At 67.1% G+C, this 14,310-nt stretch carries 11 protein-coding genes; 7 read left to right on the forward strand and 4 right to left on the reverse strand.

Annotation, left to right across the window (positions count from 1 at the left end):
- Positions 1-28 precede the first annotated feature (28 nt).
- The 6 genes from G3O00_RS10345 (at position 29) to G3O00_RS10370 (ending at position 7,630) form a co-directional block, all read left to right on the forward strand.
- A complete protein-coding gene (locus G3O00_RS10345) occupies positions 29-937 on the forward strand; it encodes a DMT family transporter (protein WP_011352809.1) in 909 nt (302 codons plus the stop codon).
- Between the two features lie 152 nt (positions 938-1,089).
- Positions 1,090-2,271: a PLP-dependent aminotransferase family protein gene (locus G3O00_RS10350; protein ID WP_011352810.1), complete on the forward strand. Its 1,182-nt coding sequence runs from the start codon at positions 1,090-1,092 to the stop codon at positions 2,269-2,271.
- A gap of 42 nt (positions 2,272-2,313) precedes the next feature.
- Positions 2,314-2,772: a RidA family protein gene (locus G3O00_RS10355; protein ID WP_011352811.1), complete on the forward strand. Its 459-nt coding sequence runs from the start codon at positions 2,314-2,316 to the stop codon at positions 2,770-2,772.
- 13 nt (positions 2,773-2,785) lie between these two features.
- The gene (locus G3O00_RS10360; protein ID WP_206142897.1) at positions 2,786-3,667 is read left to right on the forward strand and encodes a PhzF family phenazine biosynthesis protein; all 882 of its coding nucleotides are present in this window, start codon (positions 2,786-2,788) and stop codon (positions 3,665-3,667) included.
- Between the two features lie 218 nt (positions 3,668-3,885).
- On the forward strand, positions 3,886-6,225 hold the full coding sequence (locus G3O00_RS10365; RefSeq protein WP_174931731.1) for an EAL domain-containing protein: 2,340 nt from the start codon (positions 3,886-3,888) through the stop codon (positions 6,223-6,225).
- 196 nt (positions 6,226-6,421) lie between these two features.
- On the forward strand, positions 6,422-7,630 hold the full coding sequence (locus tag G3O00_RS10370; protein WP_174931730.1) for a chromate transporter: 1,209 nt from the start codon (positions 6,422-6,424) through the stop codon (positions 7,628-7,630).
- A 66-nt stretch (positions 7,631-7,696) separates the two neighbouring features.
- On the opposite strand, the gene G3O00_RS10375 is transcribed toward G3O00_RS10370, so the two are convergent.
- Entirely contained in the window at positions 7,697-8,143 is a 447-nt protein-coding gene (locus G3O00_RS10375) for a multidrug/biocide efflux PACE transporter (RefSeq protein ID WP_206142898.1), read from the reverse strand.
- Positions 8,144-8,256: 113 nt separating this feature from the next.
- On the opposite strand from G3O00_RS10375, the gene G3O00_RS10380 reads away from it, so the two are divergent.
- A complete protein-coding gene (locus G3O00_RS10380; RefSeq protein WP_011352816.1) occupies positions 8,257-9,141 on the forward strand; it encodes a LysR family transcriptional regulator in 885 nt (294 codons plus the stop codon).
- 62 nt (positions 9,142-9,203) lie between these two features.
- On the opposite strand, the gene G3O00_RS10385 is transcribed toward G3O00_RS10380, so the two are convergent.
- The 3 genes from G3O00_RS10385 to G3O00_RS10395 form a co-directional block, all read right to left on the reverse strand.
- On the reverse strand, positions 9,204-9,662 hold the full coding sequence (locus G3O00_RS10385; protein ID WP_011352817.1) for a CopD family protein: 459 nt from the start codon (positions 9,660-9,662) through the stop codon (positions 9,204-9,206).
- A 250-nt stretch (positions 9,663-9,912) separates the two neighbouring features.
- Positions 9,913-12,234 carry a DNA topoisomerase IV subunit A gene (gene parC / locus G3O00_RS10390; RefSeq protein ID WP_011352818.1) on the reverse strand — a complete coding sequence of 774 codons (2,322 nt, stop codon included), beginning with the start codon at positions 12,232-12,234 and terminating at the stop codon, positions 9,913-9,915.
- 69 nt (positions 12,235-12,303) lie between these two features.
- Positions 12,304-14,286 (reverse strand): DNA topoisomerase IV subunit B, encoded by a 1,983-nt coding sequence (locus G3O00_RS10395; RefSeq protein WP_011352819.1) that lies wholly within the window; start codon positions 14,284-14,286, stop codon positions 12,304-12,306.
- Positions 14,287-14,310 lie beyond the last annotated feature (24 nt).

Consider the following 14,310-nt stretch of genomic DNA (forward strand, 5'->3'; position numbering starts at 1 on the left):
ATACCGGCAACACGGAGACACCCCTCACATGAATTCGCGCGAAACCCGGGGCATGCTGCTCGGCCTCATCGGCGTGATGATCTTCAGCCTGACGCTGCCGATGACGCGCATCGTCGTCTCCGAACTCCATCCGCTGCTCAACGGGCTCGGCCGCGCGCTGGCCGCCGCGGTACCGGCCGGCCTGCTGCTGTGGTGGCGCCGCGAGCCGCTGCCGACCCGCGCGCAACTGAAAAGCCTCGCGATCACGTCGCTCGGCGTGATCATCGCGTACCCGGTGTTCTCCGCGTGGGCGATGAAATCGGTCCCGGCGTCGCACGGCGCGGTGGTCAACGGCCTGCAGCCGCTGTTCGTCGCGCTGTACGCGGCATGGCTGTCGCACGAACGGCCGTCGAAGGCGTTCTGGGCCAGCGCGGTGGCCGGCAGCGCGCTCGTGATCGCGTTCGCGCTGCGCGACGGCGGCGGCACCGTACAGGCCGGCGACGCGCTGATGCTCGTCGCGGTCGGCATCGGCGCGCTCGGTTATGCGGAAGGCGCGCGCCTCGCGCGCCAGATCGGCGGCTGGCAGGTGATCTGCTGGGCGCTCGTCGTGTCCGCGCCGTTCCTCGTGCTGCCGGTCGGCTGGCTCGCATGGATGCAGCATGCCGCACATCCGGGCCCGCTCGCCCTGCGCACGTGGCTCGCATTCGGCTACGTGACCCTCTTTTCGCAATTCATCGGCTTTTTCGCGTGGTATGCGGGGCTCGCGATGGGCGGCATCGCGCGCGTCGGCCAGGTGCAATTGCTGCAGATTTTCTTCACGATCGCCTTTTCCGCGCTGCTGTTCGGCGAAACGGTGACGCCGTCGACGTGGCTGTTCGCGGCCGCGGTGATCGCCACCGTGATGCTCGGACGCCGCTCGGCGGTCACCACCGCCGCGCGACCGGCTCGCGCCGGCTGAACAGCTGCGCCATAATGGACGTTTTGCCTGATCGGTTTTGCCCACCCGGCCGCGAAGGCTCGATCGCGCTCGTGCCTGCCCACCCGGCAGCGTCGAAGCGATTTGCCCGAACGACCTTTCTTGACTGACCACGATATCCGAACGAGGAGACTATGAATCCGAGCGACCTGCATCCGCCGCACTGGCAGCTTTCCGAACGCGCACGCAAGCTGACGAGCTCTGCAATCCGCGAAATCCTGAAGGTCACGGAACGCCCCGAGGTCATCTCGTTCGCCGGCGGCCTGCCCGCCCCTGCCACGTTCCCGGCCGAGCGCATGCGCGCCGCCGCCGATCGCGTGCTGCGCGACGCGCCGGCCGCCGCGCTCCAGTACAGCGCGACCGAAGGCTACCTGCCGCTGCGCGAATGGATCGCCGAGCGCTACAGCGTGCGCGTATCGCAGGTGCTGATCACGACCGGCTCGCAGCAGGCGCTCGACCTGCTCGGCAAGGCGCTCGTCGATCCGGGCAGCCCGATCCTCGTCGAAACCCCGACCTACCTCGGCGCGCTGCAGTCGTTCTCGCTGTACGAGCCGCGCTACGTGCAGGTACCGACCGACGAGCAGGGCCTGCTGCCGGACGGCCTCACGCCCGAACTCACGCAAGGCGCGCGCCTGCTGTACGCGCAGCCGAACTTCCAGAACCCGACCGGCCGCCGCCTGCCCGTCGAGCGCCGCCGCGCGCTCGCCGCGTTCGCGCAATCGAGCCCGTTCCCGGTGCTGGAAGACGATCCGTACGGCGCGCTGAACTACCGCGGCGAGCCGCTGCCGACGATGCTGTCGATGGCGCCCGATCACATCGTGCACCTCGGCACGTTCTCGAAGGTGCTCGCACCGGGCCTGCGGATCGGCTACATCATTGCCCCCGAAGAACTCCACTTCAAGCTCGTGCAGGCCAAGCAGGCCACCGACCTGCACACGCCGACGCTCACGCAGCGCATCGCGCACGAAGTGATCAAGGACGGCTTCCTCGACGAGCACATCCCGACGATCCGCGAGCTGTACAGCGCGCAATGCGACGCGATGCTCGCCGCGCTCGAGCGCCACATGCCGGAAGGCATCACGTGGAACCGCCCGGAAGGCGGGATGTTCATCTGGGTGAACCTGCCCGCGCAGATCGACAGCATGAAGCTGCTCGCCACGGCCGTCGACAACCACGTCGCCTTCGTGCCGGGCGCGCCGTTCTTCGCGGACAACGCGCAACAGAACACGCTGCGCCTGTCGTTCGTGACGGTGCCGCCCGAGAAGATCGAGGAAGGCGTCGCGCGCCTCGGCAAGCTGCTGCGCGAACGTCTTTGATCCCCTTTTTCCTGTCACGACTCTCTACGAGGAATCGAATACATGGCTAACGTCTACGACAAACTCAAGTCGCTCGGCATCGAGCTCCCGACCGCCGGCGCACCGGCCGCCGCCTACGTGATGAGCGCGCAAACCGGCAACACGGTCTTCCTGTCGGGCCACATCGCGAAGAAGGACGGCAAGGTCTGGGCCGGCAAGCTCGGCGCGGATCTGCAGACGGAAGACGGCAAGGCCGCCGCCCGCTCGATCGCGATCGACCTGCTCGCGACGCTGCACGCGCACACCGGCGACCTGAACAAGGTCACGCGCATCGTCAAGCTGATGAGCCTCGTCAACTCGACGCTCGACTTCACCGAACAGCACGTCGTGACGAACGGCGCGTCGGAACTGATCGCGGAAGTGTTCGGCGACGCAGGCAAGCACGCGCGCTCGGCATTCGGCGTGGCACAGATCCCGCTCGGCGCGTGCGTCGAGATCGAGCTGATCGCCGAAGTTGCGTAACGGACGCACCGCGATGTCCGGTCATCGGGTCCGCTTCAAGCAGGTCGACGTGTTCACGGCGGTGCCGTTCAAGGGCAACGCGCTCGCCGTGGTGTTCGACGCCGATTCGCTTGGCGACGACGACATGCTCGCGATCGCCCGCTGGACGAACCTGTCGGAAACGACGTTCGTCTGCACGCCGACCGATCCGGAAGCCGACTACCGCGTCCGGATCTTCACGACGGAGGGCGAACTGCCGTTCGCCGGCCACCCGACGCTGGGCACCGCGCATGCGTTCCTGGAAAACGGCGCGCAGCCGCGCACGCCGGGCCGGCTGATCCAGCAGTGCGGGGTCGGCCGGGTCGCGCTTCGCGAGCAGGCCGACGGCTGGGCGTTCGCCGCGCCGCCGGCACGCGTCACGCCGCTCGACCGTTCGGACTACGCGGCGCTGGCTGCCGCGTTGCGCAGCGATGCGATCGACCTGGACGCCGAGCCGTGCGCAGTCGACAACGGTGCGCCGTGGCTGGTCGTGCGGCTGAAGTCGGCCGATGCCTGCATCGACCTGACACCCGATCCGGCTTTGCTGGCGGCGCTCGCGCGCCGCTACGGCACGGACGGCGTCGCGGTCTACGCGCCGCACGCCGAAGGCGGCCCCGCGACGTTCGAAATCCGCTGCCTGATGACGGGCGGCAACTTCGGCTTCGGCGAGGATCCCGTCACCGGCAGCGCAAACGCCGCGCTCGCCGGGCTGCTGACGCGGCAGGAACGCCGCCCCGGCCAGTCGTATACGGCCCGCCAGGGTACGGCGATCGGCCGCGACGGCCGTATCTTCGTCAGCTATGACGAAGACGGCACCACATGGATCGGCGGCCATGTCGTCACGGTCGTCGACGGCACCTTCCTGTCACCTGCCTGACATTTCGCGATGTGCGATGGCGCCGGCCCGTCCGGCGCCCCCTACGATTCGCCCAACTATCGCAAAAACGTTCCAGCCAGTAATATCGGGCCTAATCCGTTGTTTCGGAGGTCTGTCCATGGTTGCGTGTCCCGCGAACGAACAGACGTCGGGACAACCCCAACCCTAGATAGCCATCCAGACGGATGGCGCACGCGAGCAGGACGCCGCCCTCTTCGATGAGCTCCGCCCGGTCCAACCACACGCCGCCGACCCGGCCGCTACGCGCGCCGCGCAAATCGCGCCGGCGTGCGCTATTTGCGATCCCGCTGCTCGGGATGCTGGCGCTTGCGCTGCTGTGGGCCGTGATCATCGCGCGTCTGTCGGTGGAAAAGGACAGCGCGTACAAGGAAGCCGCCGCTTCCGCCGCGATCCTGTCCTCCGCGCTCGAGCAGCATACGGTCAAGGCGATCCACCAGGTCGACCAGATCACCCGCTTCGTCAAGTTCGAATTCGAGAAGTCGCCCGCGCGCTTCAATCTCGCCAGCGCCGTCGAGAAAGGCGTCGTGCCGAGCGACACGCTGATCCAGGTATCGCTCGTCAACGCGAAGGGCATCCTGTTCGCGAACACGGCCGAGCTGCATCCGCAGCCGATCAACCTGTCCGACCGCGAGCACTTCAAGGTCCACCTCGCGCACAACGACGACCGCCTGTTCATCAGCAAGCCCGTCCTCGGCCGCGTGTCGAGCCACTGGACGCTGCAGATGACGCGGCGCCTGAACAACCCGGACGGCAGCTTCGCGGGCATCGTCGTCGTGTCGGAAGACCCGAGCTACTTCACGAACGACTTCTACAACAACGCGGCGATCGGCAAGGAAGGCGTGATCGCGGTCGTGTCCGATACGGGCGCCGTGCTCGCGCGGCGCACGGGCTCGGTCAGCAACGCGCCCGGCGCGTTTTCCGCGTCGGGCGTCTACCCGATCGCCGAGCGCGTGACGGGCACGATCATCGACCCGATCGACGGCGTGACGCGCATCGTGTCGTACCGCCACCTCGACGGCTACCCGCTCGCGGTGATGGTCGGGCTGTCGCAAACCGAGGAATTCGCGGACTACTACCACACGCGCAACGTCTACCTGCTGATGACGAGCTTCATCACGCTCGCGATGCTCGCGTTCTTCGGCGTCGCTACGGGCCTGATCGGCAAGCTGCTCGGCCGTGAGCGCGAAATGACGCAGCTCGCCGAATACGACCTGCTCACCGGCCTCGCGAACCGCTATGCGACGCTGCGCGGGCTGCGCAACGACGTGTCGATGCCGGCGAGCCTGTCGCGGCTCGGGCTGCTGTTCATCGATCTCGACAACTTCAAGACCGTCAACGACACGCTCGGCCACAACGCCGGCGACATCGTGCTGCAGATGACCGCGTCGCGCCTGTCCGATGCGGTCGGCGACGAAGGCTCGCTTGCGCGCATCGGCGGCGACGAATTCGTCGTGGTGATGAAGGGCGACGACGTCGAGCGGCGCGCGGTGCGGCTCGCGGAAGCGATCATCCGGATGTTCGGCGAACCGTTCGACGTGCGCGGAAGCTCGTTCGTGCTGCATGCGAGCATCGGCATCGCGCTGCACTCGGTGGCGAACGAAAGCGAGATCGACCTGCTGAAGAAAGCCGATCTCGCGATGTACAGCGCGAAGGACGCCGGCAAGAACTGCTACCAGTTCTATGCGCCGCACCTGTCGCACCGCGCCGACCACCTGATGCGCTGGGAGCAGCAACTGCGCGTCGCGCTCGCCGAGGGGCAGCTGTTCCTCGCGTACCAGCCGAAGATCGACCTCACGCACCGCCACATCACCGGCTTCGAGGCGCTCGCGCGCTGGGATCACCCCGAGCACGGGATCATCTCCGCGAACGAATTCATTTCGATTGCCGAATCAACGGGCCTGATCGTGCCGATCGGCGACTTCGTGATCCGCACCGCGTGCGAGCAGATCGCGCGCTGGCGCGACGAGGGCCACGACACGCTGACGCTCGCGGTCAACATCTCGCCGGTGCAGTTCTGGCGCGGCGACCTGATCGAGACGATCTCGAGCACGCTGCTGGAAACCGGCATCGACGCGAACCGGCTCGAAATCGAGATCACCGAAACCGCGATGATGGAATATCCGGAGCTCGTGTCCGAGAAGATCGTCGCGCTGAAGAAGCTCGGCATCCGGATCGCACTCGACGATTTCGGCACCGGCTATTCGTCGCTGTCGTACCTGCACCGCTTCTCCGTCGACACGCTGAAGGTCGACCGCTCGTTCGTGCAGGCCATCCCGAACGATCGCAGCGTATGCGTGATGGTGTCGTCGATCGTGCATCTCGCGCGTTCGCTCGGCCTGACCGTCGTCGTCGAAGGCACGGAAACCGAGGAGCAGATCACGTGGCTGGCCGCGCTCGGCGAGATCGAGGCGCAAGGCTTCCTGTTCTCGCGACCGGTGCCGGCCGACGCGATTCCCGCGCTGATCGCACGCTTCGGCGTGCGCGGCGACGCGCCGCACGTGATCGCGCACCGCGCGACCGGCAGCACCGGCGCGTAAGCGCATCGCGGCCGTGGCGCGCGTTGCGCGCGCCGTCATTGTTTCGTTTTCCGATCCGATCGTTTAGTTCATGAACTAGCGTTTTCGCGCATGGCAGTGTCACGGTGCGCGGCGGACAATCGGGAGGGCCAACGTGTCGGCGGGCCGCCGGCATGGCCATACGCGAGAGATCGGGCCCCGCGCTCATACCACCAACATGACCACCGTAGAAATCGAAGCGACCGCTGATGTCGAACAGGCACAGGCGTCCCTGTGGGACCTGTTCAAGGTCGTCGCCAGCATTTCGGCGGTCTCGTGGGGCGGGCTGTCGATGATGGCGCAGCTCGAACGCCACTACGTCGAACGGCTCCGGCGCATCGAGCCCAACGTCTTCGGCGACCTCGTCGCGCTGGCCTGGCTGGTGCCGGGCCCCGTCGGCTGCAACGTGGCGGTGCAGGTCGGCCAGATATTGCACGGCCGCGTCGGCGCGTGGATCGCCGGCATCGCGAGTGTGCTGCCGTTCTCCATCCTGATGACGCTGTTCGCGATCTTCTATCGCACGCCGCTCGTGCGCTCGCTGGCCGCGCCGATGCTGATCAATCACTTCGGGATGGTGCTCGCCGCGCTGATCGGCGTCACCTGGGTCAAGCAGCTGCGCTCGCTCGCGCAAACACGACGCGAGCAGTTGATCGCCGCGTTGTCGACGATTCTGCTCGGTTTTGCGCATAATCCGGCCGCCTTCGTCGGGATTCTGTTTGCGGCATTCGCGGCAGGCTGGCTGACGGGACCGCCGCAACGCGACGCGGTCGATTTCACGCTGTCGACCCGCGACCGCAACCTGCTCGTGCTGCTCGGCATATTCGTCACGCTGTTCGCGGTACCGCTGCCCGGCGACTACCAGGCAACGCTGCTGTGGCCGCGCCTCGCCGGCGCCGGCATGACGCTGTTCGGCGGCGGCTTTTCCGCGCTGCCCGTGCTCAAGACGCTGTTCGTCACGCCCGCAACGGGCATCTCCGATCACGACTTCACGCTTGCGTTCGCGCTGTCGCCCGTCGCGCCGGGGCCGCTGCTGAACGTCGTACCGTTTCTCGGCTACCTGACCGACGGCTGGGTCGGCGCGCTGCTCGCGACGGCCGCGCTGTTCATTCCGTCGGGGTGCCTCGTCGTGTTTGCGCAGAACCATCTGTCCCGGCTCAAGCGCCATTCGCGCTTCGAGCACGGGATGCGCCTGCTGCGTGCCGCGACGACGGGTTTTCTCGTCGTCGCCGTCGTGAGGATCCTGTACCGCGAACCCGTCGATCCCGTTTACTGGCTGACGGGCGCCTTCGCGACGCTGTGCTTTGCGCGCTTCAAGGTGCCCGTCTATGCCGTGTACGGCACGGTCGCGGTTGCGTGCGGCGTGTGGCTGCTGGCCGCCGCGCGCTGAGGGGCGACCGCCGCCGCCCCGCCGGGTTCTACCGGCATTCGTCCCGCTCGCCCGTCCAGCCCGTCCTCAACCTGCCTGCACCGCGACCCGGCGTGCCATCCAGCGGGCGCGCAGCGCGTCGTAGGCGAGGTTGAAGCAGAACGTGTAAGGCAGGAAGAACAGCACGATGCCGAGGTCGAGCAGCAGCGCCTCGACGAGGCTCACGTTCAGCCACCACGCGGCTACCGGCACCACCATCGCGACGAGGCCGAGCTCGAACATGACCGCATGCGCGATCCGCATGCCGAGCGCGCGCTTCAACCCGGCCCGCCGCTCGAAGCGGTCGAACAGCGTGTTGAACGCCATATTCCACGCCATCGCAATCAGCGACACCATCACCGTCAGCACGCCGACGTGCGACACCGGCATGTCGAGCAGCCACGCACCGATCGGCGCACACAGCGCGATCGCGACCAGTTCGAACGTCAGTGCATGCAGCAGCCGTTCCGTCACCGTTTTATTGACCTGTTTCATGATTCCCTCCGATTCGTCTACTTCGTTCATGGCGGCCATTTTGATCGGCGTAACCGTATGAATCCAGTTTGATATCATCGGCTTTACCGATACATCGCCACCAGGAGCGCCGCATGCGCCACGCCCCCGAAGCCCTGCTCGCCTTCGCCGAAGCCGCACTGCTCGGTTCGTTCACGGCCGCCGCGCGCAAGCTCGGCAAGCGCCAGTCGACCGTGTCGGAGGCGATCGCGAACCTCGAGATCGATCTCGGCGTACAGTTGTTCGACCGCTCGACGCGCACGCCGACGCTGACCGACGCCGGGCGCGCGCTGCTGCCGCAGGTGCAGCGCGCACTCGAGGCCGGCGCGGCGATCGACCGCACGGCCGCGCGGCTCGCGCGCGGCGAGGAAGCGCGGCTGACGCTCGTCGTGTCCGATACGTACCAGTCGAAGCGCTACGAGGAAACGTTGATGGCGCTCGAACGGCGCTTTCCGGCGCTCGAGCTCGAATGCCAGATCGCCGAGCACGAAGACGTGCTCGACCTGATCCAGCAGGGGCGCGCGCAGCTCGGGCTGATGGCCGCGCGCGCGGCCTACCCGGCCGATATCGGCGCGGCGACGATTGCGGAGGAGTCGGAAATCGGGCTGTTCGTCGGCCGCACGCACGCGCTCGCCGAGTACGGCGACGCCGACGTGCCGCACGCCGCGTTGCGCGACGTGCGCGAACTGCGCCTCAATACCTATGTGAAAACGGAAGGCCGCGGCGCCGACGACCGGATCGTCGTCGGCACGCAGCACTGGCTGGCACCGAGCTACCTGATGCTGCTGGAGATGGCCGTGCTGGGGTTCGGCTGGGCCGAACTGCCGCGCTGGATGGTCGACCACTTCGCGCGCGATCGCCTGTGCGAGCTGCGCGCACGCGGCTGGCCGCGCCGCGTGCGGGTCGATGCGGTCTGGTCGCGCAACCGGCCGCTCGGCCCGGTCGGCTCATGGCTGCTCGATGCGATGCTGGCCGCGTAACGGCGTTTGCCGGCGTTTGCCGGCGTACCGGCGGCTGCCGCGGGCCAAGCGGCTCCGGTCGATCAGAAGCCGCGCGACAGCACCGCCGCGCCGATCGTGACGACGCCGAGCACGAGGTTCACGAGGACGAGCAGGCGCACCGTATTCACCGCGCGCGCACCGTCCGGCCACTTCTGCGCCTGCACCGCACGGCGGATGCGCGGGAACAGCGCGAACCGGATATGCCCGAAGATCAGCATCATCACGACGCCGAGCCCGGCCATCGCGTGCAGCGACCACGTCGCGTGTGCACCGCCGAATTCCATGAGCAGGAAGCCGCCGGACAGCAGGATCACGATCACGGAACCCGACACCCAGTTGAAGAAGCGGCCGAACACGCCTTCGATCAGCGGCAACCGAAGCTGCGGCGACAGGTCGGACAGCGCCGGACGCAGGCAGAAGTTGGCGAAGACCATCCCGCCCACCCACACGGCGACGGCCAGCAGATGAAGAAACAGCGCGACGGAGACAGCATGGGACATGACGGCAATCCTGTGAGGAGTTGGGTGCGGCGAACGGCCGCGTCGCACGCGGCATCGAGCGACGTTCGACCGGATTGTCGCTGCTCGGTTCAGACCCCAGGCGCGATTTCACACTATTTTGCAAGTTCCGCGTGACAGCGCCACGCTTGCTTACCCGAATCCCCCCTCCAAAAGAAAAGGCCGCACGTCCGCCGAAGCGGAGGTGCGGCCTTCGATCGCGGCCGAGCCGGACGATCTAACGGGCGCGGCGTCAGCCGAGCAGCGGACGCAGTTCGCTGACGACCTTGAGCTTCGTGTCCGGCGCGCGGCCCTTGCGTGCGCGCTTGCCGACGTGCGGCGCCAGCCCCGCATACGACAGCGTCTCGTCCATCGCCTTGCCGCCGCGACCGGTGCCGATCAGCACGACGCCGGCCGGATCGATCGCGAGCGCCTGAACGAGCGTTTCCTTGTCGTCGAGCGCCATCAGGATCACGCCGCGCCCGCCACCGGACAACGTCTTCATCTCGTCCATCCCGAACACGAGCAGGCGGCCGCCGCTCGACAGGCACGCGACCTGCGTGGCGTTCGGCAGCACGGGCATCGGCGCGAGCGGCACCGCGCCCGCATCGATCGTCATGAACGCCTTGCCGGCCTTCACGCGGCTCACCATGTCGCCGACCTTCGCGAGGAAGCCGAAGCCGTTGCTCGACGCGAGCAGCAGTTGCTGGTCAGCCGGCGCCGCGAAGTAGTGCATCAGGTGCGAGCCCGATTCGAGCTCGATCAGCGACGTGACGGGCACGCCGTCACCGCGCCCGCCCGGCAGCACCGACACGTCCACCGAGTACACGCGGCCGCTGCTGCCCCACGCGATCAGGCGGTCCGGCGTGCGGCACTGGAACGCCGCATACAGATGGTCGCCGGCCTTGAACGAGAAGCTTGCCGGGTCGAGTCCGTGGCCCTTCAGCGCACGCACCCAGCCCTTCTGCGACACGACCACCGTCACCGGCTCGTCGACCACCTTCGCCTCGAACGTCGCGCGCTTTTCCTGCTGGATCAGCGTGCGGCGATCGTCGCCGTACTGCTTCGCATCGGCCTCGATCTCCTTGATCATCAGCCGCTTCATCGCGCTTTCGTTCGCGAGCAGTTCCTCGAGCTTCGCCTTCTCGTCGCGCAGCGCTTCGAGTTCCTTCTCGATCTTGATCTTCTCGAGCCGCGCGAGCTGGCGCAGCCGGATTTCGAGGATGTCTTCCGCCTGCCGTTCGCTGAGACCGAACGCGCTCATCAAAGCGGACTTCGGCTCGTCCGACTCGCGGATGATGCGGATCACCTCGTCGATGTTCAGGAAGACGATCATCCGCCCTTCGAGGATGTGGATGCGGTCGTCGACCTTCGCGAGACGATGGCGGCACCGGCGCGTCATCGTCAGCTGGCGGAACTTCACCCACTCGTCGAGGATCGTGAGCAGGCCCTTCTGGCCCGGCCGGCCGTCGGCGCCGATCATCACGAGGTTCAGCGTCGCGTTCGATTCGAGGCTCGTGTACGCGAGCAGCGTGTTCACGAATTCCGTCTGGTCGATCGTGCGCGACTTCGGCTCGAACACGAGCCGCACCGCCGCTTCCTTGCCCGACTCGTCGCGCACCGCGTCGAGCAGGTCGAGCATCGCCTTCTTCGTGTTGAGCTGCTCGGGCGTCAGCGTCTTCTTGCCGAGCTTGAGCTTCGGGTTGGTCAGTTCCTCGATTTCCTCGAGCACCTTCTGGCCCGACGTGTTCGGCGGCAGCTCGGTGACGACGAGCTGCCACTGGCCGCGTGCGAGATCCTCGATCTTCCAGCGCGCGCGCACCTTCAGGCTGCCGCGGCCGGTTTCATAGGCCGCCGCGATTTCGGTGTCGCTCGAGATGATCTGGCCGCCGCCCGGAAAATCCGGGCCGGGAATCAGGTTCATCAGCTCCGCGTGCGAAAGCTTCGGATTGCGGATCAGCGTGACGGCCGCCGCCGCGACTTCACGCAGGTTGTGCGACGGGATTTCGGTCGCAAGACCGACCGCGATGCCCGACGCGCCGTTCAGCAGCACGAACGGCATGCGGCTCGGCAGCGTCTTCGGCTCCTCGAACGAGCCGTCGTAGTTCGGCATGAAGTCGACCGTGCCCTGGTCGATCTCGTCGAGCAGCAGCTTCGCGATCGGCGTGAGGCGTGCTTCGGTGTATCGCATCGCCGCCGCGCCGTCGCCGTCGCGCGAGCCGAAGTTGCCCTGCCCGTCGATCAGCGGGTAGCGCAGCGAGAAATCCTGCGCGAGACGCACCAGTGCGTCGTACGCCGACTGGTCGCCGTGCGGGTGGTATTTACCGAGCACGTCGCCGACCACGCGTGCCGATTTCACCGGCTTCGCGTCCGGGCCGAGGCCCATTTCGTTCATCGCGAACAGGATCCGGCGCTGCACCGGCTTCTGGCCGTCGCACACGTCGGGCAGCGCGCGGCTCTTCACGACGCTGACCGCGTAGCTGAGGTACGCCTGCTCCGCGTAGTTGCCGAGCGTCAGCGCTTCGGCGTCCGGTGCATCGGAGCTGGCGAAGAGATCGGAAGTGTTGTCGTCCATCTGAATTCCGTATTCGTAAGTGGCGTGAGGCCGGGCCGGGCGTCAGGCCCGGCCGCGCAGGTGTTCGGCTTAGATGTCCGCTTCGACGTCGTTGCCCTTTTCCTCGAGCCAGCCGCGCCGCGCGGCTGCTTCGCCCTTGCCCATCAGCATCGTCATCCGTGCGACGGTCGCCTCGTAGTCGAGCTCGCCGAGCTTCACCGGCATCAGACGGCGCGTGTCGGGGTTCATCGTCGTATCCCACAGCTGCTCGGCGCTCATTTCGCCGAGACCCTTGAAGCGGCTGATGCTCCATTGCGTCTCGCGCACGCCGTCCTTGCGCAGCTTGTCGAGGATCGCCTCGAGTTCGCCGTCGTCGAGCGCATAGAGCTTCTGCGCGGCCTTCTTGCCGCGCGCGGGCGCGTCGACGCGGAACAACGGCGGGCGGGCAACGCACACATGGCCGCGCTCGATCAGTTGCGGGAAATGCTTGAAGAACAGCGTGAGCAGCAGCACCTGGATGTGCGAGCCGTCGACGTCCGCGTCCGACAGGATGCAGATCTTGCCGTAGCGCAGGTTCGACAGGTCGACGCTTTCATCGGGGCTGTGCGGATCGACGCCGATCGCGACCGAGATGTCGTGCACCTCGTTGTTCGCGAACAGGCGGTCGCGCTCGGTTTCCCACGTGTTCAGCACCTTGCCGCGCAGCGGCAGGATCGCCTGGTATTCCTTGTCGCGGCCCATCTTCGCGGAGCCGCCTGCCGAATCGCCCTCGACGAGGAACAGTTCGTTGCGCGCGATATCTTCCGTCTCGCAGTCGGTCAGCTTGCCGGGCAGCACCGCGACGCCCGAGCTCTTGCGCTTCTCGACCTTCTGGCCCGCACGCGTACGCGCCTGCGCCTGCTTGATCACGAGTTCGGCGAGCTTCTTGCCGTGCTCGACGTGCTGGTTCAGCCACAGTTCGAGCGCCGGACGCGAGAACGACGACACGAGCTTCACCGCGTCGCGGCTGTTCAGGCGTTCCTTGATCTGCCCCTGGAACTGCGGATCGAGCACCTTCGCGGACAGCACGAACGACACGCGCGCGAACACGTCTTCCGCGAGCAGCTTCACGCCCTTCGGCTGCAGGTTGTGCAGTTCGACGAAGCTTTTCACCGCCTGGTAGAGACCGTCGCGCAGGCCGGATTCGTGCGTGCCGCCGGCCGGCGTCGGGATCAGGTTCACGTACGACTCGCGCACGAGCGAACCTTCCTCGCTCCATGCGACGACCCACGACGCGCCCTCGCCTTCGGCGAAGGTGTCGTCGCCCGAACGCGAATCGGCGAAGCGCTCGCCTTCGAACAGCGGGATCAGCAGCTCGCTGCCGTTCATTTCGTCGAGCAGGTAGCCGCGCAGGCCGTCTTCATATTTCCACGTCTGGCGCTCGCCCGACTTCTCGTTGACGAGCACGACCTCGACGCCCGGCAGCAGCACGGCCTTCGAGCGCAAGAGGCGCTGCAGTTCACCGAGCGGCAGGTTCGGCGAATCGAAGTACTTCGGATTCGGCCACACCTGCACGCGCGTGCCGGATTTCTTCTCGCCGCGGCCCGCGCCCTGTGTCGCGAGCGGTTTCACGACATCGCCTTCGGCGAAGCCGAGCTCCGCGATCTTGCCGTCGCGCCAGACCGTCACGTCGAGGCGCGTGGCCAGCGCGTTCGTCACCGACACGCCGACGCCGTGCAGGCCGCCCGAGAACGTGTAGGCGCCGCCCGCGGCCTTGTCGAACTTGCCGCCCGCGTGCAGGCGCGTGAATACGATCTCGACGACCGGCACCCCCTCTTCCGGGTGCATGCCGAACGGGATGCCGCGGCCGTCGTCCTCGACCGAGACCGACTGGTCGGCGTGCAGCGTGACCGTGATCTGCTTGCCGTAGCCGCCGAGCGCCTCGTCGGACGCGTTGTCGATGACTTCCTGGATGATGTGCAGCGGATTCTCGGTACGGGTGTACATGCCGGGCCGCTGCTTGACCGGCTCGAGACCCTTGAGCACCTTGATCGATGCTTCGCTATAGGCCGCGCTGGGTTTCTTCGTTGACATAGGCGCTGAATTTCGTCATTCATC

The organism is Burkholderia sp. Ac-20384 (assembly GCF_017104605.1).
Taxonomy (GTDB): Bacteria; Pseudomonadota; Gammaproteobacteria; order Burkholderiales; family Burkholderiaceae; genus Burkholderia; species Burkholderia lata.